Here is a 23426-nt window from a genome sequence, read left to right on the forward strand (position 1 = left end):
GCACCTCAAAACAACCCTTCCCCCAAAATCGGTCACAAAGAACACACAAACAAAAGACTTCGGCAAAAAAACGAAGTCTAGTAATTTTTAAAATAGATTAGTTCAACAAATCATTAACATTATAGATTTTTCCGCTTTCCACATCTCCGCAAAGTACGAGATTCACGAGCGCATCTGCAACCACATCTGTTTTGCGCAGCATATTCTTCTCTTTGAACTCTTTAAATTTCTCAAGTTCTTTAAAGGCGTCTTCAGAAGAGGAACGGATCTGTGCCTGCATATCAGTATCCATGATGCCAGGGCTGAAGGCGATAATCTTGTGATGGGTGTTTAACTCTTTTTGCTCCTGCGCCGCTGTCTGGGTGAACATGTTCAGTCCTGCTTTCGAACTGCAATATATGCTCCAGCCTTCGATCGGGCGGACTGCCGCGCCAGAAGTGATATTAATAACCTGTACTTTCGTGTCTGTCTGCTGGGCTTTGCCGAGAAATAAATTGGTTATATAAATCGGAGCAATTAAATTAATCTGGATGTTGCGCATGATTGGGGTTTGGTCCAGGTTGCCAACAGTATGTATAGGTTCAATAACACCTGCATTATTAAAGATTAATAGTTCGTTCGGGTCATTTTGAAAAATCAAATGGGCAATTTCCATGAATACTTCTTGTACTTCTTTTTCCAAGGATAAATTGCAGGATAAGTGTTTATAGTCAACACCCTTTTCAAGTGCCCATTTTTTAAGACGATCATTCTCCGTTCGGGACACAGAAACAACTGCGATTTTTTCATTGATTAGGCGTTTGGCAATGGCTTCGCCTAAGCCTTTTGATGCCCCGGTTACGATGGCATATTTCATGGTAACTCCCCCTTAAACCTATGTAAAAATTAGCTTAATCTTATTGTATGCTCGGGTGAATAAATATTCAAGAATACAAGACGTTTAAGAAAAAAGCAGCCCTTCAAGGACCACCCTGTTTTAACGGCTTATACTTCTCCTAGTTTAATGATCTCACAAACAGTTTGCTTGGGTATTGACTATCGTTAGGTTATGTTAAGTTTTGTAATAATTTATACACAAATGAATGGATTTCACAGTTTATTCATAAACTTCACTTAATGTTCAGATGTGGGCAAGAAAGAATAGTGTAGTATGGTAAGTAGGAAAAATAATACAGTTAAAAGGTAGGGATTGGAATGTCGAAGCTTTTATATATTACGGCTAACCCCAAGAATGATAGTAAACTTTCCAAAGGTGCGCAAATTGGTGATGTATTTTTAGAAGAGTTCCAAAAAGCTCGTCCTGATGTAGAAATTGAGCGAATGCATTTATATAGTATGGATATACCAGAGATTGATATGGATTTGCTTTATGCAAGGGCCAAATTATCTTTCATGGGTTATACGAAAGATCAATTATCTGATGCAGAACGCACAAAGCTTGAAAAAATGCATGCTCTAGCTGACCGCTTCATCAATGCAGAATACTATGTGTTTGTGACACCGATCTGGAATCTTGGTGCTCCCGCTATTTTAAAATCATTTATGGACTGCTTGTTTATCGCCGAAAAAACCTTTACAAATACCGAGAACGGACCTAAAGGATTGCTTACCGGCAGAAAGGCCGTACATATCCAAACGCGCGGAGGCATCTATTCTACAGGTCCGATGGCCGAATTTGAAATGGGCGATCGTTATTTAAGAAAAGCCCTGCAATTCCTCGGTTTCGACATTCTGCCAACCATTGTTGCAGAAGGAATGGACCATTTCCCGAAAATGACTCCGGAAATTATGGCAAAAGCCAAAGAACAGGCGGCAGAAGCTGCTAGAGAAATGGCGAAAATGCCAGTAAAAGCATAAAAAAAAGCGACTCGATCATTGAATCGGGCCGCTTTTTTAATTTACTTGAGAAAACGTGGGATTTATTTGCGAAAACAATAGGTTTACTTGCGAAACATACCTATTTACTTGCGTTTCTGTTTAAGATTTTAGAATTTACCTGTGAATTGGAAGAACAACACAACCAAGCCTAAAACCCATACATATACAGCAAACGGTTTTAAGGAGTGTTTTTTCAAATAGCCGATCATCCATCTTACTGCGATATAACCGAACACCGCGGATGAGACAATCCCTACAAGCAGGGCAGATAAGGAAATGGTTTCGCCTTGTCCTTCAAATAAATCCTTTGTTTGCAGCACAATTGCACCAGCAATCGCCGGAGTGGATAATAGGAAGGAAAAATACGCTGCCGTTTCCCGGTCCAATTTGCGCCACAGCGCCGCGACTATGGTCATTCCTGAACGAGAAATCGCCGGCATGATGGCAACAGCCTGAAATGTACCAATAATAAGAGCATCTTTATAACTGATATCATCCATTTTTTTATAACCGTTTTTCGCTGAATCAGCTAGCCATAGGAATGTTCCAGTAATTAAAAACTCCCACCCGATGGTTACACCGGTTTTCGAGATTTCATCAATATAATCCTTGAATGCCAGTCCAAAAATAACCGCAGGAATGGTTCCAACAATTAGTAAAAAGGTTAGTTTACTAAAAGGTTTTTTCAAGATTTTAATAAATTCGTCTTTATAAAAAACAAAGACGGCCAACAGGGTTCCTACATGAAGCATCGTATCAAGCAGCAGCCCCGCTTCCTTCAGGCCGAACAATTCTCTCCCTAAAAAAAGGTGTCCTGTACTAGAAATAGGTAAAAATTCCGTCAATCCTTGAATAAATCCAAGGATGAGCGCTTCAAATTTCGTTAACATACGTTCCCTCTCATTCTTGTGTTTTGACCTGCATGTACATATTTATAGATATGCCAAAATTCTCTAGTTCATGAAATACCTTTTTTTATTTTAGAGTGTACTTCCAGTGTGGTCAAGGAATATTCCATTTTTAAGCCAAATTAAGTGCAAACTACTCACTTTCTCCCATAAAATAGAATTATAGCTTTTTCGAGAGGAGAAACCGCGGTTGGAAACGAAACATCTGCATTTTAATACGTCGATCGGTGTGCAAAAACCGGAAAGTATCCGAAACAAAGCACAAGCCTGTCCTTTCTGTGACCGGGAAAATCTAATTGATCTGATTGAGGTCGATGGTCCGATCATTCTATTGAAAAATAAATACCCTGTCCTAGAAAATGCTTTCCAAACGGTGTTAATTGAAACAGATGAGTGTCAAGCTGAATTATCCGCCTATTCAAAAGAGCATTTACATAGACTGATTAGGTTTGGAATAAGGCATTGGCTGAAGATGGAGAAAAGCGGTAAGTATCGCTCCGTTATCTTTTTCAAAAATCATGGTCCTTTATCAGGCGGTACGATTGCTCATCCTCATATGCAAATCATTGGCCTGGATGATATTGATTATAAGGAAAACGTTAGTCATGAATTGTTCGAGGGAATGGTGCTAGCTGAAGACAACGGCGTCAAGTTTACCCTATCCACGAAACCCCGTGTCGGTTTTTATGAGTTTAATGTGATGATGGAGGATTCCGGTTATAAGGAGCGTTTTGCAGAGTACATGCAAATGGCTGTTCATTATATTTTGAATCATTTTCCATTTAAGGCATCCAGTTATAATATCTTTTTCCATCATATTGATGAGAAAATTTATGTGAAGGTTGTTCCGCGGTTCGTGACAACCCCGCTGTACATTGGCTACGGACTTCCGCAGGTACCCAATAATCTGGAATGGATGGCCGGAGAAATGAAGCGAATTTATTTCAGCTAAGCTATTACCAATTAATGAGGATATTATGAAAAAAAATCCATTCAGCTTTTAGAAGTTGTGATTTACTCATAATAAAAATATAATGGAGAAATGTACAAGTTCTTATTTAAGGTGGAGACTTTCACATGACTTCCAATAAAAATACAACTTCTAAGCTGGATTACAGTCTTGTGTTAATCGTAATGTTACTTTTCCTGGCCAGCTGTATCTCAATTTATAGCGCCCAGGCCAGCGGGCAGTATAAGGATAACTTCTTAGTAAAGCAAATCGTTTGGTATGTGGTCGGCGCTGGAATTATCGGCGGCGTGATGACGCTGGATTCTGACCAGCTGCGAAAGCTAACCTGGTATGCCTACGGTTTTGGAAATTTCCTGCTTCTGTTATTAATTGTGGCGCCAACCAGCATCGCCCCGGTCATTAATGGGGCGAAAAGCTGGTTTAGAGTCCCGGCTATGGGATCGCTGCAACCGTCTGAGTTTGTTAAAATTTTTATCATTCTAACACTGGCTCGCGTCATCGATGACCATCATCAAAAAAATCCAGATAAAACACTGCAGACCGATTTTTGGCTGCTGATTAAAATGGGAATCGTAACCATGGTTCCGCTGATGCTCGTCATGCAGCAGCCGGACTTGGGAACATCGCTAGTATTTTTGGCGATTTTATTAGGAATGATATTTATCTCAGGGATTTCATGGAAAATCCTAGTGCCGATTTTTTCAACGGGCGCAGTTCTGATTTCAGTGGTCTTTTATTTTGTATTATTAAAGCCAGATTGGCTGGAAAAATATTTGGGTGTGAAGCAGTATCAATTTGGCCGGATTTATTCCTGGCTTGACCCATATAACTTCCAGAGCTCTGCCGGGTATCAGTTGACCAAGTCGCTGTTGGCGATTGGCTCAGGGCAAACATCTGGTAAGGGTTACAGAATGCGTGAGGTATACTTGCCAGAAAGCCATACCGACTTTATTTTTAGTATCGTTGGAGAAGAGTTCGGCTTCATCGGTGCAAGTGTGCTGATCAGTCTATTCTTCTTGTTGATTTACCACATTACCAAGGTAGGTATGGAAACAAGGAATCAATTCTATACGTACATTTGTGTCGGAGTCATCAGCATGATCACCTTCCACGTATTCCAAAACATTGGAATGACCATCGGCGTTTTACCGATTACCGGTATCCCGCTGCCGTTCATCAGCTACGGCGGTAGTGCATTGATGGGTAATATGATGGGACTGGGACTGATCTTTTCGATCCGGTATCATTATAAAAAATATATGTTTTCGACAACAGCATAACATTTTAGGGGAGCGACGAGGGTCGCTCTTTTTTTTGTGGAGGGAGATTGGCGGGAAAAATCGGAAAACCGGCGGAATTCCGACCAAAGCTCGCGGGATCATCCAAATAAACGGCGGAATTCCGACCAAAGCTCGCGGGATCATCCAAATAAACGGCGGAATCCCACCCAAATTCGCGGGATCATCCAAATAACCGGCGGAATCCCGACCAAAGCTCGCGGGATCATCCAAATAAACGGCGGAATCCCGTCCAAAGCTCGCGGGATCATCCAAATAATCGGCGGAATCCCACCCAAATTCGCGGGATCATCCAAATAACCGGCGGAATCCCGACCAAAGCTCGCGGGATCATCCAAATAACTGGCGGAATTCCGACCAAAGCTCGCGAGATCATCCAAATAACCGGCGGAATTCCGACCAAAGCTCGCGGGATCATCCAAATAACCGGCGGAATTCCGACCAAAGCTCGCGGGATCATCCAAATAACCGGTGGAATCCCATCCAAACTCCACGGAATCCCAAATCCCATCACCCAAAGCACAAAAAAGACCGCGCAAAAACGCGGTCCTAAGAACATTATTTTTTCAAGAAGATCTTCTCAATATCATCTAGCATCAAATTCGCTGCAAGTACGCCGCCGGCTGTATTCCAGATGACGTCGTCAACTTTGTGGACCTCTCCTTTTTTAGAAACTTCTAGGTTTTTAAACAAAGGATCGGCTAGCCATTCTTTTTCTAAGCTGGAAGCTTTTCCATCGCCAGTATCGTATGTGAAATAAAACAGGATATCTCCGTCCATCGCTGGAATCCGCTCTTTTGTTACGTTTCTTTCAGCGAAGTCATTGACATTTTGGCTTTCAGGTCTGGCGAAGCCAAGGTCTTTCAAAATAATTCCGGAAAATGTATCTAAGTGGTAAATCCGAACATCCCCAGCCATAAATCGAACCATGGATACCTTCATATTCTTTTTATCGCCGAGCTCATTTTTAATATCAGCAATGCGGTCCTCGTATTTTTTAAGAACTTCATTCCCTTTTTCCTCTTTATTAATAGCTTTTGCATATAATTTAAAGTTTTCTTTCCAGTCACCGCGCAAAGTTTCAGCAAAAACAGTAGGGGCAATGGCACTTAATTGCTCGTAAATTTTTTCCTGACGCATTTTGTTGCCAATAATCAGATCTGGCTTTAGCGCAACAATGGCTTCGACATTGACTTCACTTTCGGTTCCAACTACCTTAGTATCTTTTAGCTGGCTGGCAATATGCTTATACCAAGGATCTCCGGTCCAAGACTGAACCGCACCAACTGGAGTTACCCCCATAGATAACAATGCCTCAGTACCTTCGTTGGTCAAGATCACAATGCGTTTCGGGGTTTCTTTTATTTTAGTAGACCCCATGGCATGCTCAACCGTATAGGATTTCCCCGATGCCGTTTTGGTTGTTTCTTTTTTCTCAGTAGATGTCTTCTCCGTACCACCGCAGGCAGCTAAAAACAATACAGTCAAAATGGATAGAAGAGATAAAAAGCCTTTAATCGATTTCATTTTCTATGTATCCCCCTGTCTAATTGTAAATGATAATCATTATCACCTCTGAACGTACTTATCATATGATGACAGGCAGCATGATGTCAACACCTAATTGAAAATGATTTTCAAAGTCATTGACAATCATTATCAATTAGAGATAGACTTTATCTAATGAATATTAAATAGTAGAGGATATTATATGCTTTTAAAAACTACTTCATTAAAATGGATTGGGTTGCTCGGTGCCATTCTGCTTATGCTGTTGTTAATGGGGGCCAGTGTAATTTTTGGCTATACAGACACCAGCATTCGGACAGCTATTGAAGCATACACGAATTTCAATGGATCTAATGAACATATTATTATTCAGTCAGTGAGGATGCCGCGGGCTTTAATTGCCGCAGCGGTTGGGGCCAGTTTGGCAATTGCCGGGGTGCTTATGCAGACCTTAACGAAAAATCCCCTGGCAGCTCCTGGGACATTTGGTATCAACGCCGGTGCGGGTTTTGCCGTGGTAGCCGCAGTTACTTTATTTTCTGTCGTCAATTTAAAGACTTTTAGTATACTGTCATTCTTGGGAGCAGCGGTTGCAGCGATTACTGTTTATGCAATAGGTTCTGTTGGGCGTGAGGGACTAACCCCCATGAAACTGACTCTGGCAGGTGCTGCCATGTCGGCGATGTTTGCTTCATTTACCCAAGGGTTGCTTGTCATTAACGAAGCTGCGCTGGAGCAGGTCTTATTTTGGCTTGCTGGTTCTGTGCAGGGCCGCAAGCTAGATATACTTATTTCTGTTTTGCCATCCATAGGACTAGGTTGGGTAGGCGCACTGCTGATTTCGGGAAAAATGAATATCCTATCAATGGGGGAAGATGTTGCAAAAGGACTAGGATTACATACGGGTCTTATTAAAATCTCTATCGGAGTGATCGTGATTTTACTGGCGGGAGGGTCGGTTGCTGTTGCTGGTCCCATCGGATTTGTCGGTATTGTGGTACCGCATATAACAAGATCGATTATGGGTATTGACCATCGCTGGGTCATTCCCATGTCCGGCGTTTTTGGAGCGATTTTATTACTCGCCGCCGATATTGCCGCCAGATATATTCTAATGCCGTCGGAAGTACCTGTTGGTGTTATGACAGCAATCATTGGAACTCCATTCTTCGTTTATATAGCCAGAAGGGGGTTCAATAGCCGATGAGCAAATACAGGAAACTGCGTTTTTTCAACGATAGAGGTTCATTTTTAATTGATCGGAAAGCTGCCAGTATATTTATGATTTTATTACTTATTACATTTGTAGTCTTTGTTATAAGTACCAGTATGGGGGAAATGAAAATCAATCCTCTTACGGTTGTAAAAGTATTGTTTGGTGTCGGCCCGGAAATGGAAACGCTCATTATCAAATCGTTTCGATTGCCGCGAATTATCATCGCTCTAATGGTGGGAATTTCGCTGGCAGTGGCCGGGGGCATTTTGCAGGGGATGATTCGTAATCCGCTTGCATCGCCCGACGTACTGGGGATAACCGGTGGAGCCGCTGTAGCGGTGGTCGGCTTTTTAGCGATATTTAGTGATAAAAGTAATGCTCTATCCGTCAGCATCAGTTGGCTTCCATTGGCCGCTTTTCTGGGGGCCGGAATCGTTGCTTTTCTCGTCTATTTTCTTGCCTGGAAAAATGGCGTATCGCCTATTCGGCTCGTGTTAATCGGGATTGGCATATCTACACTTATGCAGGCGTTAACGACACTAATGATGATTATGGGGCCGATTTATCAGGCTAGTCAGGCCAATATTTGGATAACTGGTACAGTTTATGGTTCGAATTGGAAAAATGTTGCGGTTATGGTGCCATGGACTGTGATTTTTCTGATTATCGCACTGATTTCGGCACGAACGATTAATCTTCAAGAACTGGGTGATGAGGTTGCCACCGGCCTGGGGGGAAGAGTGCAAAAACAGCGTTTCCTATTGTTATTAATTAGTACAGCTTTGATTGGCAGTTCGGTAGCCTTTGCAGGAGGAATTGGATTTGTTGGCCTAATGGCACCGCATATGGCCCGCAGGCTCGTTGGCTCATCGTTCGGAGCATTGCTTCCAGCTTCCGCTCTTATAGGAGGTATTTTAGTCATGGTTGCCGATATAATCGGCCGTTCGCTGTTTTCGCCATTAGAAGTACCAGCGGGTGTTTTCACCGCGGGAATAGGTGCTCCATATTTTATTTACCTGCTATTTAAAACAAGAAATGCTTAAAAAAAGGCAAAGGAGCTGGCATTTGTCATGAATGCAATCGAAACAAAAAATTTATCGATATCCTATGGAGAAACGTTGATCATCAATGAACTGAATGTAAACATACCAATTGGTGAGATTACTGTTTTTATTGGTGCAAATGGCTGTGGAAAATCGACGCTGCTTCGTTCACTTGCTCGGCTCCTTAAGCCAAAAACAGGCGCCATCCTTTTAGAAGGAAAGGAAATTGCTAAGCATTCTACCAAAGAAATCGCCCGGAAAATGGCCATTTTGCCGCAATCCCCTACAGCGCCGGAGGGCTTAACCGTCATGCAACTGGTGAAACAGGGACGTTACCCGCACCAATCCTGGCTAAGGCAATGGTCGGAACAGGATGAAAAAAAAGTAAATGAAGCATTACAAGCGACAAGGCTTGAGCACTTAAAGGAAAGAACTGTTGATTCCCTATCAGGGGGACAGCGTCAGCGTGCTTGGATCGCAATGACATTAGCCCAGGATACGGAAATTATTTTACTGGATGAGCCTACAACTTATCTAGATATGACCCATCAAATTGAAATTCTTGATTTATTGTTTGAACTAAATGAAGCGAAAAAACGCACCGTTGTCATGGTGCTGCATGACTTGAACCTAGCCTGCAGATATGCCCATAATATTGTCGCGATCAAGGATCAAAAAATATATGCCGAGGGAAAACCAGAGCATGTTATCAACTGCAGTCTGGTCAAAAATGTGTTTAACCTGGATTGTGAAGTGACAATGGATCCTCTGTTCGGTACACCGCTATGTATCCCTTACGGCAAAGGAAGATGCATCTTAGAGAAGGCGGTTGCGATCAATGGATAAGCGACTGAGTAGTAAAGAGCTGCTTGAACTGAAAAAATATCGTCTCTGTGATGAGATTAACGAACATTTTTGCGTAGCAGAACTGTTGAATGAAACCTATCTCCGATTCTTTATGAAAAGATTAACTAATGAAATCGGAGCACCTTCTGAAAAAGTGGCGGCGTCAATTTTTATAAAAAGATATGCCATTATTGCTGTCATATCGCTCTATGCCATGACAGTATGGAATAAAAAATTGAATCTACCATTGAATCAGATTTATATGGAGACGCCTAAAACAGGGAAAGATTGGCTCCCTAATTTTTCAATGAAGGACTTAACTGTGCAAACTTTCGACTCAGGAAACCGTGATGATTGGCGGGAAGGTGTTCTAACAGATTTGTTTGCGAATAATATTGGAACACTAATCAGAATGATGGAGAAAACCTTTGGCATTTCTAGCTTGATTTTGTGGGAAAATATCGCTGTTTATCTATTTTGGCTATACGAAACAGAGCTGGTGGATCGAGAAAAGGATGATTATCAATTTTTATTCTTAACAGCAAAAGGCAACCTATTTGGCTGCGCTAATGGAAATCCGTTGCAAAGATATGTTACTGTGAAAGATAAGAATTCAGGTATACGGATGAGGAAAACCTGTTGTTTTTCCTATCAGCTGCCAGCAGGGAAACGCTGCCGGACCTGTCCGTGTACACATTTAGCCAAGGACGGAGGATGTCATGATGGAGAAGGAATTTGCTCAGCAGCTCGAGGCTTTGCTGGAGAAGTACAGTGAACTTTTAGTCGGAGAAGCCACAGAAGCGACTAAAGAGAAGGTAAAGGCGTGGGCTATGTATTCACATATAGCCAAATCCATGCCGGCACTTATTAATCATTGGAGTTCTCTTTACCCTGAGGCACGAACAGAGATGAAGCAAATCATCAATGAAATCAAAGAGTTAAATGAACAACATCGGAAGTCATCGCAAAAATAAACAGGCTGCACGGGTCAGCCTGTTTATTTATTACCGTTTTTTAAATTGATTATTTTGGCTGTTTTGCTTATCGATGCCGCTTTGTTCGCCGCCAGGACCGGCATTACCGCGGACACTTGCTGCACTGACCCCTGCTTTGGACGGATCCTTCTTCATCTTAGCCATCATGATCACCTCAGAAAATAGATTTCCCTTTTCTGAAAAAAATATAAAAGTCAATGGTTTAATTAACAATTCAAAAAAATTTCAATTTTCCGCGTTTATCGATTGCACAATTTTTCGAAATATTTTATATTAAGTGTAGTAACTCATTCTTAAAGGCGAATTTTTTTTGACATAAAAATGAATGAGTATTCATTCAAAGTTTGTGAAGGGGGAGACAATGTTGAACCAACTTATTAAAAAAGCGGCTGTACTAGGTTCCGGAGTTATGGGCTCAGGAATTGCGGCCCATCTAGCAAATATCGGCATACCGACACTTCTATTGGATATCGTGCCTCGTGAATTGACGAAAGAGGAAGAAGCAAAAGGACTAACTTTGCAGGATAAACAAGTACGTAATCGTATTAGTGCCTCCAATATTCAAAAACTATTAAAACAAAAACCGGCACCCCTAACAGCGAAAAAGAACCTTGCCCTAATTGAAGCAGGCAATCTTGAAGATGATTTAGTAAAACTGAAAGATGTCGACTGGGTCATCGAAGTCGTTGTAGAAAATCTTAATGTAAAACAACAAGTATTTGAAAGAGTGGATCAATACCGTAAACCAGGTAGCATCATCAGTTCCAATACATCCGGTATTTCTGTTGAGGCAATGGTCGAAGGTCGTTCCGATGATTTCCAAAAGCATTTCCTTGGAACTCACTTCTTTAACCCGCCGCGGTACTTAAAATTATTAGAAATCATTCCAACACAATATACTGATCCTGAAGTTCTGGCATTCATGAAAACCTTTGGCGAAGATGTGTTAGGGAAAGGCGTGGTTGTCGCAAAGGATACGCCTAACTTCATTGCTAACCGTATCGGAACCTATGGACTCTTAGTAACAGTTAGAGAAATGCTGAAGGCTGGATTAAGTGTCGGCGAAGTAGATTCTATCACTGGTCCGCTAATCGGCCGTGCGAAAAGTGCGACATTCCGTACTCTAGATGTTGTTGGCTTGGATACGTTCTACCATGTTGCTAATAACGTATATGAAAAAGTAGAAGGCCATGAAAAAGAAGTTTTCGAAGTACCTGGCTTTTTGAAAGAAATGGTGGCCAAAGGTTGGCTGGGAAGTAAATCCGGTCAAGGCTTCTTTGTGAAAAAAGGGAAAGAGATACTTGAATTAGACCCAAATACATTGGAATACGGCCCGCGTAAAAAGCTGTCAACACCTTCTGTAGAGCTTAGCAAACAGGAAAAAGGAACAGCGAATAAATTGAAAGCGCTTGTATATGCGAGTGATCCCGCTGGAAAGTTCCTTTGGAGCACATTTACCCAATCATTCGTGTATTCCGCACAGCTTTTAGGAGAAATTGCCGACGATATCGTAGCAATCGACCGCGCCATGAAATGGGGCTTTGGCTGGGAAAAGGGTCCATTTGAAACATGGGATGCGATTGGTGTTGAAAAATCAGTCCAAAAGATGAAGGAATCTGGTGTGGAAGTTCCTGCATGGATTACAGAAATGCTTGAAAAAGGCTTCACTTCTTTCTATAAGGAAGAAGAAGGTGACCTTTACTTCTATGATAAAGGTGAATACAAATTAGTAGAATTCAACCCAAAGGCGATTGATTTGAAAAAAATCAAAAAGCAAAAAGGGGTTATTAAAAAGAACACCGGTGCAAGCTTAATTGATATCGGCGATGGAGTAGCGTTGCTGGAGTTCCACTCCCCTAACAATGCTCTTGGATTCGATACGATCCAAATGATTAACTATGCAATCGATGAAGTCGAGAAAAATTATAAAGGACTTGTCATCGGAAACCAAGGCAAGAATTTCTGCGTTGGGGCTAACCTTGCCATGATGCTGATGGAAGCACAGGATGATAACTATGATGAGCTTGATATGGTTATACGCCAGCTTCACAAAGCACTACTCAGAGTGAAATATAGCTCAAAACCTGTCGTTGCAGCTCCATTCTCGATGACACTAGGCGGCGGTGCAGAAGTTTGCTTACCAGCAGCTCGCATTCAAGCTTCTTCTGAAACCTATATGGGACTTGTGGAAGTCGGTGTTGGCTTACTGCCTGGCGGCGGCGGAAACAAAGAACTTTATATTAAACATTTAGAAGGACTGCCAAACGGCGTTCCATTTGACCTGCAAAACGTGGCCATTAAAGTGTTTGAAACGATTGCGACTGCGAAGGTGTCCACTTCCGCTGAAGAAGCTCGTGATAATAACTTCTTAAACTTTGTGGACGGCGTCAGCTTTAACGGTGATCACCTGCTTTATGATGCAAAACAAGTCGTGCTTGCCCTTCATGAGCAAGGCTACAAGCCAAAAGTCCGCAAGAAAGTTCCGGTTGTCGGTGAACCAGGGTATGCAACATTATTGCTGGGTGCTGAAGGAATGCGTTTATCCGGCTATATTTCCGAGCATGATTTGAAAATTGCTAAGAAAATCGCTTACGTGATCTCCGGAGGCAAGGTGCCATACGGAACGGAAGTCGATGAGGAATATTTATTAGAACTAGAGCGTGAAGCATTCCTGAGCCTAGTCAGAGAGCCAAAAACGCAACAGCGTATGCAGCATATGCTCGTTAAAGGCAAACCGTTAAGAAACTAGAAAAAGTTCAGAGAGGGCTGCAGGTCTTGTGCCCTCTCCACAATCATAGATTGCTATTTTTAAAAAAATGCAAGAAAGAGAGGGAACGATATGAGAGAAGCGGTAATCGTTGCCGGTGCCAGAACCCCGGTTGGAAAATCGAAAAAGGGATCGCTAGCCAATGTTCGTCCGGATGATTTAGGAGCATTGGTTGTAAAAGAAACATTAAAACGTGCTGGTAATTATGAAGGAAATATCGATGATTTAGTAATGGGTTGTGCAATGCCGGAAGCGGAACAGGGCAATAACGTCGCCCGGAATATTGGCGCATTGGCAGGTCTTCCACACACAGTTCCAGCCATTACAGTCAATCGTTTTTGTTCATCTGGATTGCAAGCCATTGCTTATGCAGCACAGTCCATCATGCTGGGTCACACGGATACGGCTATTGCCGGTGGTGTAGAATCCATGAGCATGATTCCGATGGGCGGACACGTCATTCGTCCTAACGCAACACTTGTTGAAACAGCTCCTGAGTATTACATGGGTATGGGGCATACAGCTGAACAAGTAGCGATTAAATACGGGATTTCTCGTGAAGAACAAGATGCTTTTGCCGTACGAAGCCATCAACGTGCCTATAAAGCCATCCAAGATGGGAAATTTGTGGATGAAATCGTACCAGTTGAAGTAACAAGCCGCTTTGTTGGCAGCAACAATAAGCTTGTTGAGAAAAAGTTCTTATTTTCACAGGATGAAGGTGTTCGCCCAGAAACCAATCCAGCAACATTAGCGAAACTACGCCCAGCTTTTTCTGTTACAGGTTCTGTAACAGCTGGTAACGCTTCGCAAACAAGCGACGGGGCAGCTGCCTTGATGATTATGGATCGCGAAAAGGCTGAATCACTTGGGCTTAAGCCACTGGCTAAATTCAGATCCTTTGCGGTTGGCGGCGTACCACCAGAAATTATGGGTGTTGGTCCTGTAGTAGCCGTTCCAAAAGCCTTGAAACTGGCTGGACTAGAAGTATCCGATATCAACCTGTTTGAATTGAACGAAGCATTTGCTTCTCAATCCATCCAAGTTATCCGTGAACTCGGCCTTGATGAAGAAAAAGTAAACGTAAACGGCGGCGCCATCGCACTTGGCCACCCACTAGGCTGTACAGGAGCGAAGCTGACCTTGACATTAATTAATGAATTAAGACGCAGAAACGAACAATTCGGTGTTGTTACTATGTGTATCGGTGGCGGTATGGGTGCTGCCGGTGTGTTTGAATTACTATAATTGATCAACTGTTCCCCATCAAAAAATTTAAGGAGGAAACAAACCATGACTGAAACGAAAAAAATTGTTAAAGGCGGAAGCTTTTTAATCGAAGATATTTCCTATGAGCAATTATTAACACCTGAAGATTTTACCGAAGAGCATTTAATGATTGCCAAGACAGCTGATGACTTTGTTGAAAAAGAAGTTCAGCCTGTGCTAGAGAAATTGGAAAATCATGAATTCGATATTACCGTAAAGCTTTTAAAAGAAGCTGGTGAACTTGGACTTTTAGCAGCTGATGTACCAGAGGAATACGAAGGACTTGGTTTAGACAAAATCACATCCTCGTTGATCACTGAAAAAATGTCAGGCGGCGGTGGGTTCGCTCTTTCCCATGGTGCACACGTAGGAATTGGCTCCCTGCCAATCGTTTTATTCGGAAACGAAGAGCAAAAGAAAAAGTATTTGCCAGCCCTTGCTTCTGGTGAAAAACTAGCTGCCTATGCACTAACAGAGCCAGGTTCAGGATCTGATGCACTTGGTGCAAGAACAACAGCCAAATTAAATGCAGAAGGCACACATTATATCTTAAATGGTGAAAAACAATGGATCACCAATGCTGGCTTTGCAGATGTATTTGTGGTTTATGCTAAAATCGACGGCGAAAAATTCTCCGCATTTATCGTAGAAAGAGAATATCCGGGTGTTTCTACTGGTGCGGAAGAGAAGAAAATGGGAATCAAGAGCTCCTCAACCCGTACTCTAATTTTAGAGGATGTGCCAGTACCAGTCGAAAATCTTTTAGGCGAAATTGGCAAAGGCCATGTCATTGCGTTTAACATCTTAAACATTGGACGTTACAAACTGGCAGTCGGTGCAGTCGGTGGCTCTAAAAAGGCGCTGGAAATGACCGTGAAATATGCCAACGGCCGTCAGCAATTCAAAATGCCAATCTCCCAATTTAACCTAACGAAGGAAAAATTCGGTACTTTGGCCTCTGAACTATATGCAGCTGAGAGCTCCGTATGGCGTACAATTGGCTTGTATGAAGAAAACCAAGGAAAACTCTCCGATGAAGAAACAAAGGACATTAAAGTTCTTGCTAATTCCATTGCGGAATATGCGATTGAGTGTTCATTAAACAAATTCTTCGCCAGCGAAGTATTAGCACATGTGGTTGACGAAGGCGTGCAGATTCATGGCGGTTATGGGTTCATGCAGGAATATCCGATTGAAAGAGCCTACCGCGATGCCAGGATTCAGCGGATTTTCGAAGGAACAAACGAAATCAACCGCTTGTTGGTGCCAGGCACTCTAGTGAAAAAAGCGATCAAAGGCGAACTTCCTTTATTCCAAAAAGCCATGGCGCTTCAAGAAGAATTAATGATGTTAATGCCAGAAGAGCCAGGTGACGAGCCGCTTGCTCAAGAAAAATACTTGGTGAAAAATGCGAAGAAGATTGCCTTACTGTCTGCTGGTTTAGCCGCTCAAAAATACGGCCAAAAGCTTGAAGCAGAGCAAGAAATCCTTGCCAACATCGCTGACATCGTGTCTGATGTCTATGCAATGGAATCTGTTGTATTACGTACAGAAAAAGCCATCGCCAAAGACGGTTTAGACAAAAACAAGCAAAAGCTTCTTTATACACAAATCTTCTGCCAAGAAGCATTCAACCATATCGAAGCAACTGCAAAAGAAACCCTAGTAGCCGTAGAACAAGGCGATATGCTGCGAATGATGCTTTCATCCCTTCGCAAATTCACTCGCCACACACCAATCAACGTCATCGCCAAAAAACGCGAAGCCGCTGACGTGATCATTGAAGCAGAACGCTACATCGTTTAAAAAAGGTTGGTGCTTGTCACCCAGTAAAAACCGGTCCTCTGTTTATCGCGGAGGACTTCTTCTTTATTTCTTTTTAAAAGAAGGAATTTACCGAAATTAGTCGAATTTATCTTTGGATAGAACCATAGTGTTAGGATTTTAATAGTGGTTATGATACTATTTCAAGTGAGGGCTGCCTCAAAGATTTTAGGGAATAAGGCGGTGAATCGATGTCATTGACGTTTTACTGGTACCCAAAATGCGGCACATGCCGAAACGCAAAGAAATGGCTGGATGAACATCAACTGTCATTCGATGCGGTACATATTGTAGAAAATCCACCCTCCCGCGAGCAAATAGCGGATTTCTATAAAAAAAGCGGGCTGGAATTAAAGAAATTTTTCAACACAAGCGGTATGAAGTATCGCGAACTAGGAATCAAAGATCAACTGAAAACAGCAACTGAAGACGAAATGCTAGATCTCCTCGCTTCAGACGGTATGTTGCTCAAAAGACCAATCTTGACAGATGGACAACATGTCACAGTGGGCTTTAAAGAAGAAGAGTATGAGAAAATGTGGCTCAAATAACTCTCTTCACTTTCATTAACGAAATCGATTTATTTCGATGATAGACATTTTAGAAGAACATAATGGAGGGATTTAAGTAATGAGTGTACCAAAGGAATTGCGTTATTCAGAAGAACATGAATGGGTAAAAGTAGAAGGCGACAAAGTGCGTGTTGGGATTACTGACTTCGCGCAGCACGAATTAGGGGATATCGTGTTCGTTGAACTTCCGGAAGTTGGCGATGAAGTAACCGTTAACGAGCCATTCGGCAGCGTAGAATCCGTTAAAACCGTCTCAGAACTTTACGCACCAGTCAGCGGTAAAGTTGTGGAAGTAAACGAAGACTTAAATGACAGCCCTGAATTTGTTAACGAATCTCCATATGAAAAAGCATGGATGATCGTCGTTGAAGTATCTAACAGCGGTGAGGTTGACGAATTAATGACTGCTGAAAAATATGAAGAAATGATTAAAGAAGATTAATCATTTAATCTAGGCACCTTTTACTCGAAGGTGCCTTTAATTTCCACTTTATCTTCTTCTTGAATGGGGAAACTGTAAATACAATAAAGAAGAGGGTGGAAAGCATGGCATTAAACCAAAGCAAAATCGATGTGACAGACAGAGTCGTCGGAAAGCTGAAAAATGGAGAAATCCAATTATTTATAGAAAATACCCCAATTGGCAAAATCAAAATGTCTGATCATATTCAAGTAGAACTTGATCACCATTTTGAAGCTGAACAACAAAAAATTTATCAACACGTCACTGTTACAGAAGGTCGAGACGCCAAATACACTGATTGCGATGACGGAGGTTGGTGCTAGCTTTTCGTCATCATCGTCATCCATGAACAAGCATATACCTATTTTTAAGATGACAATGATGTTATAGTTAACATAGGTAAAGGATGGAGCACGTCTTGTAACTTTTGGAATATGTTAACAATAAACCACTTCTTTCACAGGTGATGGATGATGAATGATACGTATGCTGACAAAGTTCTAATCGTAGAAGGAAAATCCGATAAAAATAAAGTGAAAAACATTGTAAAGGAACCGGTTGACATCATTTGTACAAACGGGACCATCAGTCACACAAAATTGGACGAATGGATTGACATCCTCGAAGACAAAGAGATCTATATCCTAGTCGATGCCGACGAAGCTGGCGAAAAGCTTCGCAAACTGTTTAAACGTGAATTCCCTCATGCCGAGCATTTATATATTGACCGAATGTATCGCGAAGTAGCAACAGCACCTGTGCACCATCTGGCCGCTGTCCTGCTAGGAGCAAACATTGACGTTCATAGCGAGTATTTAGAAATGGGTTAACGAAAGATGATCGAATGGAATCAAGAAGACTTAACAGCTTTTTTAGAAAATAAACAAACCGGATTGGTTTACTTTTATACCCCACTATGCGGCACTTGCCAGGTAGCTTCAAAAATGCTGCAAGTCATCGAACAACTGTTGCCTGAGGTGGCGATGGGCAAAATGAACCTGAATTATCACGCCGCCCTGGCTCAGAAGTTTGCCATCGAAAGTGTTCCTTGCCTGTTGTTTATTCGGGACGGCACCGTTGTTGACGGCCTTTATGCCTTTCATTCCGTGCCTTTTCTTTTGGATAAAATGAAGATGAATTTTGGGTAAGCAGACGCTTTTTTGGGGAGCGTCTGTTTTTTTGTTTCCGCCTAGTTTCCGCAAAATCTGGCCACTAGGGAAGGACTTTGCGTTCTTAAAAAAACATATAGTTCCACACTCCTGAACAACCAGTTCACACTAGCAAAAAAGGAACATAGAGGTGTTCTACATTCCTGAAAAAACAGTCGCACCAGCAAAAAAGGAACATAGAGAGGTTCTACGTTTCCGAAAAAAGAGTTGCACCAGCAAAAGTGGAATAAAGAGGGGTTCTACATTCCAGAAAAAGCAGTTCACACCAGCAAAAAAGGAACATAGAGGTATTCTACGTTCCAGAAAAAGCAGTCGCACCAGCAAAAGGGGAATAAAGAGGGGTTCTACGTTCCAGAAAAAGCAGTCGTGCCAGCAAAAAAGGAACATAGAGGTGTTCTACGTTCCAGAAAAAGCAGTCGCACCAGCAAAAGGGGAATATAGAAAGGTTCTACGTTCCAGAAAAAGCAGTCGCACCAGCAAAAGGGGATTATAGAGAGGTTCTACATTCCTGAAAAAGCAGTCGCACTAGCAAAAAGGGAACATAGAGATGTTCTACGTTCCCGAAAAAACAATTTCGTCATCAAAAAGGGAATATAGAAGGGTTCTAGTTCCCGAAAAAACAGTTTCGTCATCAAAAGGGGAATATAGAAGGGTTCTACGTTTCCAAAAAAAGAGTTGCACCAGCAAAAGGGGAATATAGTGGTGTTCTACATTCCAGAAAAAGCAGTCGCACCAGCAAAAAAGGAACATAGAGGTATTCTACGTTCCAGAAAAAGCAGTCGCACCAGCAAAAGGGGAATATAGAGAGGTTCTACATTCCTGAAAAAGCAGTCGCACTAGCAAAAAGGGAACATAGAGATGTTCTACGTTCCCGAAAAAACAATTTCGTCATCAAAAAGGGAATATAGAAGGGTTCTAGTTCCCGAAAAAACAGTTTCGTCATCAAAAGGGGAATATAGAAGGGTTCTACGTTTCCGAAAAAAGAGTTGCACCAGCAAAAGGGGAATATAGAGGGGTTCTACGTTCCTGAAAAAGCAGTCGTGCCAGCAAAAAAGGGACATAGAGGTGTTCTACGTTCCAGAAAAAGCAGTACCGGAAACAAAAAGGGAACATAGAGGTGTTCTACGTTCCAGAAAAAGCAGTACCGGAAGCAAAAGTGGAATATAGAGGTGTTTTACGTTCCTGAAAAAGCAGTCGCACTAGCAAAAAAGGAACATAGAAGGGTTCTACGTTCCAGAAAATCGACCTCAACATCAAAATTGGGAATAAAGAGGTGTTCTACCTTCCATAAAAAGTGACCGCACCAGCAAAAGGATCGCTTATAAAGCGCACACTAAAATTTAATATAAGCCCTTACACAATTTTTAAAGTGAATCACTCATAATAAAACCATCTTCCATACCCCACTGCCTTAAAATTCTCTTTTAAAATCCTCCAAATTAATTTCTTAGAAATGTTTCCCCTTCCACACCAATCAAGTATCTTATTCGTCGTAACCCGCTCCCCCGGAAACAAAAGCCTAAATTCATCCACAGCCCGCAACACCGCTTGTATCAGCGACTATTCATACCCACAATCCAAACAACTCAATTTCCGTCCTGTGGTTGCAATCGAAAAAGACTGACACTTACAACAAGTAATGCCCTTTTTCAGCTGCTCAAAAGAATAGGCAGGTAATTTAGAATAAGGGTACTTTGTTATATGGGCTGCTAATAATGTTTCTATTAATTTGGTTTGGTGTCCATTAACTCGTGTGGTTCCGGCATTTAACTTTTTCATAAAGGCATTCAATTGAGTTGGAAAGATGAGGGATTCATGAACGGGTGCTTGATAGAGGGTGAAATTAGGATTAACAAAGGCTAGATAGGGTTTGATGGGAATCTGGCAGTCCTTAATGGAGAGGGATTTACGAAGGAGTGTTACACAGCGATCCAATTGTCCAAGGGGATTCAATATTTCTTGGTTACTGCCCATGGGATAAAACTGCCCATCTCTAAAAATGTAATCACCTTCTGAATTTTTGATATCGATAAGGTTCCCAACACCATTTGCTATGATAAATGAATCAATTTGAAAATAGGAGTTGTTATGTTTCATAAGTAAATCATTTAGAATCGGAATATGATCATCAAGTTGTCGTTCTGCAAATTCATCAAATTTCAACTCTCCTAAATATCCTTTTTGCAGATTGATAAAATTTCTTTTGTCATTTTCCGATAACTCCATGCGTGCATTCAAGATCCGAAACATTGCTAAATCATGAGGCTCGGTTCGAGGTTTAATAATCATGACTTCTTTCCTTTCAAATTTGATAAATCTATTTTACAAAACTTCCGACAAAAAATGGTGAAAAATGTGTTAAGAATCCCTCCTTCCGACATATTTCTCGGGAAATGATCATCTCAGGTACGGTAATTGTCGAGCATTTATTAAAGGAAGTCGGCATATTATTGCTGAATAGTAAAGGTAGCATAACGGAAGCGGAGTGATTGTATGAAGGAAGCGGTTCATTCATTTATACTTGCTGCTAACCAGTTGGAGCATATTCTGCCATTGATCCGACAGGCAGATTTTCACGTAGCCATTTCGACCCACCATGAAACAGTCAAACTGGCAATTAACCACGGTACAATTGAAATTAGTGATGATTTAGCTCCAGGCTATACGATTAACGGCAGCAATGCAGGGATCCATCGATTAATAAGTGGTGAGGCAAAACTGCGGACACTTCAACGTGAGGGCGTGTTAAAAGTAGAAGCACCCTTAAGAATCGTGCTGCTATTAGAAGCATTATTCGTATTAGCGAGCAGTCAAAATTTTGCCAAAATTAGTTAGTAAAACTCTTGACTAGGTAGAGGACATCCTGTAATATATTTTTTAAATATTCAGTAATAATAATGAATAATTCTTATCCAGAGTGGCGGAGGGACTGGCCCGACGATGCCCAGCAACCGGTTTGAGACACGGTGCCAATTCCAGCGGAGCTTCATGCCCCGAAAGATAAGAAGTACGGATCCCCCACTTTATAAAAAGAGTGGATCCCCCTCTTCTTATGAAGTGGGGGTTTTATTTTTATACAAAAGAGAGAGGAGTAAGGAAAATGACAGAAAAGCAAAAGAAATATCGGTTTGAGACATTAGGGGTTCATGGAGGTTTATCGCCGGATCCGGTTACTGGTGCACGCGCTGTTCCAATCTATCAGAACAACGCCTATCAATTTAAGGATACCGAGCATGCAGCTAACCTATTTGGGTTAAAAGAACCGGGCTATATTTACACGCGGATACATAACCCGACCGTTACTGTGTTTGAGGAGAGAGTTGCATTATTAGAAGGTGGGGTTGGCGCCCTTGCGGTGGCAAGCGGTATGGCGGCCATTACTCTAGCCATTTTAAACATCGCCGAAGCTGGTGATGAAATTGTTTCTGCTTCAACACTGTACGGCGGCACCTTTAATTTATTCGCCGTGACTCTTCCGAAATACGGAATTAAGGTAAAGTTTGTTGACCCTGCAGATCCAGAAAACTTCCGTGCGGCTATTACTGAAAAAACGAAGGCTGTCTTTGCTGAAACCATCGGTAATCCAAGCTTAACTATTTTGGACATTGAAAAAGTAGCGGAAATTGCTCATCAAGCAGGGATTCCGCTAATCATTGATAATACCTTTGCTACTCCATATTTGTGCCGTCCGATTGAACATGGTGCAGATATTGTCATTCATTCAGCCACTAAATGGTTGCTTGGGAATGGCACAACTTTAGGGGGTGTCATTGTCGATGGAGGAAAGTTTGATTGGAATTCACGGAAATTCCCTGGTTTTACGACTCCGGATCCAAGCTATCATGACCTGGTCTATGCAGAAGCACTTGGACCTGTTGCGTATATTGTTAAGGCACGTGTTCAATTGCTGCGCGACCTAGGGCCAGCGTTAAGTCCGCAAAACGCCTTCCAGTTTACACTTGGATTGGAGACACTTCATGTGCGAATGAAGGAACATGTGGCCAATACCCAAAAGGTTGTGGAGTATTTAGAAAATCATCCTGCTGTTGAGTGGGTTTCTTATCCTGGGCATCCATCCCATCCTGACTATGAATTAGCAAAAAAATACCTGCCTAAAGGTGCCGGTTCTGTAGTTATTTTTGGTATTAAGGGTGGACGTGAAGCAGGGGCCAAATTAATAAATGCGATTACTTTATGGGCTCATGTGGCCAATGTGGGAGATGCGAAGAGTTTGATTATTCACCCGGCCAGCACCACGCACCAGCAACTTGATGAAGAGGGTTTGAAAGCATCAGGAGTTTCAGAGGATTTAATTCGACTGTCTATAGGGATCGAAAATGCCGAGGACTTAATTGAAGATCTTGAGGATGCCATTGAGGTGGCAACAGGTCTAACTTCATTAAAAACGAAGGCTTAGTCGAATTTTTCCGAAAATGAAGAAATTTTATTGACACTGCTTTTTATCCATGATACGATAACTTTCGTAATATATTTTTTACGTAAACGAACTAAAGTATTAATTGAATATAGGATTGTTTAAGCTCTTATCAAGAGAGGCTGAGGGATGTGCCCTATGAAGCCCGGCAACCGTCAATTTTATTGAAATGGTGCCAATTCACACAAAGCGAATGCTTTGAGAGATGGGAGAAAGGATTGATTTATAATGCCTTTCTGCCCTTGCAGAAAGGCTTTTATTTTT

At 41.8% G+C, this 23426-nt stretch carries 25 protein-coding genes and 2 riboswitches; of the genes, 19 read left to right on the forward strand and 6 right to left on the reverse strand.

Annotated features, from left to right (window positions below; translation table 11 throughout):
• Positions 1–97: 97 nt before the first annotated feature.
• The gene (locus tag ACI3K6_RS10240) at positions 98–856 is read right to left on the reverse strand and encodes a (S)-benzoin forming benzil reductase (RefSeq protein WP_435554735.1); all 759 of its coding nucleotides are present in this window, start codon (positions 854–856) and stop codon (positions 98–100) included.
• A 338-nt stretch (positions 857–1194) separates the two neighbouring features.
• On the opposite strand from ACI3K6_RS10240, the gene ACI3K6_RS10245 reads away from it, so the two are divergent.
• Complete coding sequence (locus tag ACI3K6_RS10245) at positions 1195–1857, forward strand: FMN-dependent NADH-azoreductase (protein WP_435554736.1); 663 nt, start codon at positions 1195–1197, stop codon at positions 1855–1857.
• 128 nt (positions 1858–1985) lie between these two features.
• Here ACI3K6_RS10245 and ACI3K6_RS10250 read toward each other — a convergent pair whose 3' ends face one another.
• Complete coding sequence (locus ACI3K6_RS10250) at positions 1986–2768, reverse strand: undecaprenyl-diphosphate phosphatase (protein WP_435554737.1); 783 nt, start codon at positions 2766–2768, stop codon at positions 1986–1988.
• A gap of 208 nt (positions 2769–2976) precedes the next feature.
• On the opposite strand from ACI3K6_RS10250, the gene ACI3K6_RS10255 reads away from it, so the two are divergent.
• The 3 genes from ACI3K6_RS10255 to ACI3K6_RS10265 all read left to right on the forward strand — a co-directional run bounded on the left by ACI3K6_RS10255 (position 2977) and on the right by ACI3K6_RS10265 (position 5229).
• The gene (locus tag ACI3K6_RS10255) at positions 2977–3738 is read left to right on the forward strand and encodes a DUF4931 domain-containing protein (RefSeq protein WP_435554738.1); all 762 of its coding nucleotides are present in this window, start codon (positions 2977–2979) and stop codon (positions 3736–3738) included.
• A gap of 125 nt (positions 3739–3863) precedes the next feature.
• The gene (gene rodA / locus ACI3K6_RS10260) at positions 3864–5036 is read left to right on the forward strand and encodes a rod shape-determining protein RodA (protein WP_335481370.1); all 1173 of its coding nucleotides are present in this window, start codon (positions 3864–3866) and stop codon (positions 5034–5036) included.
• 34 nt (positions 5037–5070) lie between these two features.
• Entirely contained in the window at positions 5071–5229 is a 159-nt protein-coding gene (locus tag ACI3K6_RS10265; protein ID WP_435554739.1) for a hypothetical protein, read from the forward strand.
• 72 nt (positions 5230–5301) lie between these two features.
• Here ACI3K6_RS10265 and ACI3K6_RS10270 read toward each other — a convergent pair whose 3' ends face one another.
• Together ACI3K6_RS10270 and ACI3K6_RS10275 are read right to left on the reverse strand one after the other, a co-directional pair.
• Positions 5302–5577 carry a hypothetical protein gene (locus ACI3K6_RS10270; protein WP_435554740.1) on the reverse strand — a complete coding sequence of 92 codons (276 nt, stop codon included), beginning with the start codon at positions 5575–5577 and terminating at the stop codon, positions 5302–5304.
• 35 nt (positions 5578–5612) lie between these two features.
• Positions 5613–6581 (reverse strand): ABC transporter substrate-binding protein, encoded by a 969-nt coding sequence (locus ACI3K6_RS10275; protein WP_435554741.1) that lies wholly within the window; start codon positions 6579–6581, stop codon positions 5613–5615.
• Positions 6582–6765: 184 nt separating this feature from the next.
• On the opposite strand from ACI3K6_RS10275, the gene ACI3K6_RS10280 reads away from it, so the two are divergent.
• From ACI3K6_RS10280 to ACI3K6_RS10300, 5 genes are read left to right on the forward strand one after another with little or no spacing between them, the layout of a single operon-like run.
• The gene (locus tag ACI3K6_RS10280) at positions 6766–7770 is read left to right on the forward strand and encodes a FecCD family ABC transporter permease (protein ID WP_435554742.1); all 1005 of its coding nucleotides are present in this window, start codon (positions 6766–6768) and stop codon (positions 7768–7770) included.
• Complete coding sequence (locus tag ACI3K6_RS10285) at positions 7767–8822, forward strand: FecCD family ABC transporter permease (protein ID WP_435554743.1); 1056 nt, start codon at positions 7767–7769, stop codon at positions 8820–8822. The genes ACI3K6_RS10280 and ACI3K6_RS10285 overlap by 4 nt, the downstream gene beginning before the upstream one ends.
• Positions 8823–8849: 27 nt before the next feature.
• The gene (locus ACI3K6_RS10290; RefSeq protein ID WP_435554744.1) at positions 8850–9668 is read left to right on the forward strand and encodes an ABC transporter ATP-binding protein; all 819 of its coding nucleotides are present in this window, start codon (positions 8850–8852) and stop codon (positions 9666–9668) included.
• A complete protein-coding gene (locus ACI3K6_RS10295; RefSeq protein WP_435554745.1) occupies positions 9661–10443 on the forward strand; it encodes an IucA/IucC family C-terminal-domain containing protein in 783 nt (260 codons plus the stop codon). Before ACI3K6_RS10290 ends, ACI3K6_RS10295 begins: the two co-directional genes overlap by 8 nt.
• Positions 10391–10642: a DUF2573 family protein gene (locus ACI3K6_RS10300; protein ID WP_435554746.1), complete on the forward strand. Its 252-nt coding sequence runs from the start codon at positions 10391–10393 to the stop codon at positions 10640–10642. Before ACI3K6_RS10295 ends, ACI3K6_RS10300 begins: the two co-directional genes overlap by 53 nt.
• 30 nt (positions 10643–10672) lie before the next feature.
• Here ACI3K6_RS10300 and ACI3K6_RS10305 read toward each other — a convergent pair whose 3' ends face one another.
• Entirely contained in the window at positions 10673–10807 is a 135-nt protein-coding gene (locus ACI3K6_RS10305; RefSeq protein ID WP_435554747.1) for a YuzL family protein, read from the reverse strand.
• A 217-nt stretch (positions 10808–11024) separates the two neighbouring features.
• Between ACI3K6_RS10305 and ACI3K6_RS10310 the strand changes: the two genes are divergently transcribed.
• The 8 genes from ACI3K6_RS10310 to ACI3K6_RS10345 all read left to right on the forward strand — a co-directional run bounded on the left by ACI3K6_RS10310 (position 11025) and on the right by ACI3K6_RS10345 (position 18706).
• Positions 11025–13412 (forward strand): 3-hydroxyacyl-CoA dehydrogenase/enoyl-CoA hydratase family protein, encoded by a 2388-nt coding sequence (locus ACI3K6_RS10310; RefSeq protein WP_435554748.1) that lies wholly within the window; start codon positions 11025–11027, stop codon positions 13410–13412.
• A 90-nt stretch (positions 13413–13502) separates the two neighbouring features.
• Positions 13503–14678, forward strand: a complete 1176-nt coding sequence (locus ACI3K6_RS10315; protein ID WP_435554749.1) for an acetyl-CoA C-acetyltransferase — start codon at positions 13503–13505, stop codon at positions 14676–14678.
• A 45-nt stretch (positions 14679–14723) separates the two neighbouring features.
• Positions 14724–16505 (forward strand): acyl-CoA dehydrogenase family protein, encoded by a 1782-nt coding sequence (locus ACI3K6_RS10320; protein ID WP_435554750.1) that lies wholly within the window; start codon positions 14724–14726, stop codon positions 16503–16505.
• Positions 16506–16714: 209 nt separating this feature from the next.
• Positions 16715–17074 carry an arsenate reductase family protein gene (locus tag ACI3K6_RS10325; protein ID WP_435554751.1) on the forward strand — a complete coding sequence of 120 codons (360 nt, stop codon included), beginning with the start codon at positions 16715–16717 and terminating at the stop codon, positions 17072–17074.
• Positions 17075–17153: 79 nt separating this feature from the next.
• On the forward strand, positions 17154–17537 hold the full coding sequence (gene gcvH / locus ACI3K6_RS10330; RefSeq protein ID WP_335479499.1) for a glycine cleavage system protein GcvH: 384 nt from the start codon (positions 17154–17156) through the stop codon (positions 17535–17537).
• Between the two features lie 104 nt (positions 17538–17641).
• Positions 17642–17881: a YusG family protein gene (locus ACI3K6_RS10335; RefSeq protein ID WP_335479497.1), complete on the forward strand. Its 240-nt coding sequence runs from the start codon at positions 17642–17644 to the stop codon at positions 17879–17881.
• A gap of 150 nt (positions 17882–18031) precedes the next feature.
• Positions 18032–18388 carry a toprim domain-containing protein gene (locus ACI3K6_RS10340; protein WP_335479495.1) on the forward strand — a complete coding sequence of 119 codons (357 nt, stop codon included), beginning with the start codon at positions 18032–18034 and terminating at the stop codon, positions 18386–18388.
• A 6-nt stretch (positions 18389–18394) separates the two neighbouring features.
• The gene (locus ACI3K6_RS10345) at positions 18395–18706 is read left to right on the forward strand and encodes a thioredoxin family protein (RefSeq protein WP_435554752.1); all 312 of its coding nucleotides are present in this window, start codon (positions 18395–18397) and stop codon (positions 18704–18706) included.
• Between the two features lie 1581 nt (positions 18707–20287).
• Here ACI3K6_RS10345 and ACI3K6_RS10350 read toward each other — a convergent pair.
• On the reverse strand, positions 20288–21016 hold the full coding sequence (locus ACI3K6_RS10350) for a nuclease-related domain-containing protein (protein ID WP_435554753.1): 729 nt from the start codon (positions 21014–21016) through the stop codon (positions 20288–20290).
• A 204-nt stretch (positions 21017–21220) separates the two neighbouring features.
• On the opposite strand from ACI3K6_RS10350, the gene ACI3K6_RS10355 reads away from it, so the two are divergent.
• Together ACI3K6_RS10355 and ACI3K6_RS10360 are read left to right on the forward strand one after the other, a co-directional pair.
• Complete coding sequence (locus tag ACI3K6_RS10355; RefSeq protein ID WP_435554754.1) at positions 21221–21562, forward strand: hypothetical protein; 342 nt, start codon at positions 21221–21223, stop codon at positions 21560–21562.
• A gap of 70 nt (positions 21563–21632) precedes the next feature.
• A riboswitch (SAM riboswitch) is annotated at positions 21633–21734 on the forward strand.
• A gap of 93 nt (positions 21735–21827) precedes the next feature.
• Positions 21828–23144: an O-acetylhomoserine aminocarboxypropyltransferase/cysteine synthase family protein gene (locus tag ACI3K6_RS10360; protein ID WP_435554755.1), complete on the forward strand. Its 1317-nt coding sequence runs from the start codon at positions 21828–21830 to the stop codon at positions 23142–23144.
• A 124-nt stretch (positions 23145–23268) separates the two neighbouring features.
• A riboswitch (SAM riboswitch) is annotated at positions 23269–23374 on the forward strand.
• The last annotated feature ends 52 nt before the right edge of the window (positions 23375–23426 follow it).

This window comes from Neobacillus solisequens, assembly GCF_051233465.1.
GTDB lineage: Bacteria > Bacillota > Bacilli > Bacillales > Cytobacillaceae > Neobacillus.

Coding starts and splice junctions, on each gene's coding strand:
- ACI3K6_RS10300 (WP_435554746.1), top strand. CDS start 10,391: ATGGAGAAGGAATTTGCTCAGCAGCTCGAGGCTTTGCTGGAGAAGTAC.
- ACI3K6_RS10290 (WP_435554744.1), top strand. CDS start 8,850: ATGAATGCAATCGAAACAAAAAATTTATCGATATCCTATGGAGAAACG.
- ACI3K6_RS10340 (WP_335479495.1), top strand. CDS start 18,032: ATGAATGATACGTATGCTGACAAAGTTCTAATCGTAGAAGGAAAATCC.
- ACI3K6_RS10320 (WP_435554750.1), top strand. CDS start 14,724: ATGACTGAAACGAAAAAAATTGTTAAAGGCGGAAGCTTTTTAATCGAA.
- ACI3K6_RS10325 (WP_435554751.1), top strand. CDS start 16,715: ATGTCATTGACGTTTTACTGGTACCCAAAATGCGGCACATGCCGAAAC.
- ACI3K6_RS10315 (WP_435554749.1), top strand. CDS start 13,503: ATGAGAGAAGCGGTAATCGTTGCCGGTGCCAGAACCCCGGTTGGAAAA.
- ACI3K6_RS10285 (WP_435554743.1), top strand. CDS start 7,767: ATGAGCAAATACAGGAAACTGCGTTTTTTCAACGATAGAGGTTCATTT.
- ACI3K6_RS10280 (WP_435554742.1), top strand. CDS start 6,766: ATGCTTTTAAAAACTACTTCATTAAAATGGATTGGGTTGCTCGGTGCC.
- ACI3K6_RS10245 (WP_435554736.1), top strand. CDS start 1,195: ATGTCGAAGCTTTTATATATTACGGCTAACCCCAAGAATGATAGTAAA.
- ACI3K6_RS10295 (WP_435554745.1), top strand. CDS start 9,661: ATGGATAAGCGACTGAGTAGTAAAGAGCTGCTTGAACTGAAAAAATAT.
- ACI3K6_RS10240 (WP_435554735.1), bottom strand. CDS start 856: ATGAAATATGCCATCGTAACCGGGGCATCAAAAGGCTTAGGCGAAGCC.
- ACI3K6_RS10360 (WP_435554755.1), top strand. CDS start 21,828: ATGACAGAAAAGCAAAAGAAATATCGGTTTGAGACATTAGGGGTTCAT.
- gcvH (WP_335479499.1), top strand. CDS start 17,154: ATGAGTGTACCAAAGGAATTGCGTTATTCAGAAGAACATGAATGGGTA.
- ACI3K6_RS10335 (WP_335479497.1), top strand. CDS start 17,642: ATGGCATTAAACCAAAGCAAAATCGATGTGACAGACAGAGTCGTCGGA.
- ACI3K6_RS10310 (WP_435554748.1), top strand. CDS start 11,025: ATGTTGAACCAACTTATTAAAAAAGCGGCTGTACTAGGTTCCGGAGTT.
- ACI3K6_RS10305 (WP_435554747.1), bottom strand. CDS start 10,807: ATGGCTAAGATGAAGAAGGATCCGTCCAAAGCAGGGGTCAGTGCAGCA.
- ACI3K6_RS10355 (WP_435554754.1), top strand. CDS start 21,221: ATGAAGGAAGCGGTTCATTCATTTATACTTGCTGCTAACCAGTTGGAG.
- ACI3K6_RS10275 (WP_435554741.1), bottom strand. CDS start 6,581: ATGAAATCGATTAAAGGCTTTTTATCTCTTCTATCCATTTTGACTGTA.
- rodA (WP_335481370.1), top strand. CDS start 3,864: ATGACTTCCAATAAAAATACAACTTCTAAGCTGGATTACAGTCTTGTG.
- ACI3K6_RS10345 (WP_435554752.1), top strand. CDS start 18,395: ATGATCGAATGGAATCAAGAAGACTTAACAGCTTTTTTAGAAAATAAA.
- ACI3K6_RS10250 (WP_435554737.1), bottom strand. CDS start 2,768: ATGTTAACGAAATTTGAAGCGCTCATCCTTGGATTTATTCAAGGATTG.
- ACI3K6_RS10350 (WP_435554753.1), bottom strand. CDS start 21,016: ATGATTATTAAACCTCGAACCGAGCCTCATGATTTAGCAATGTTTCGG.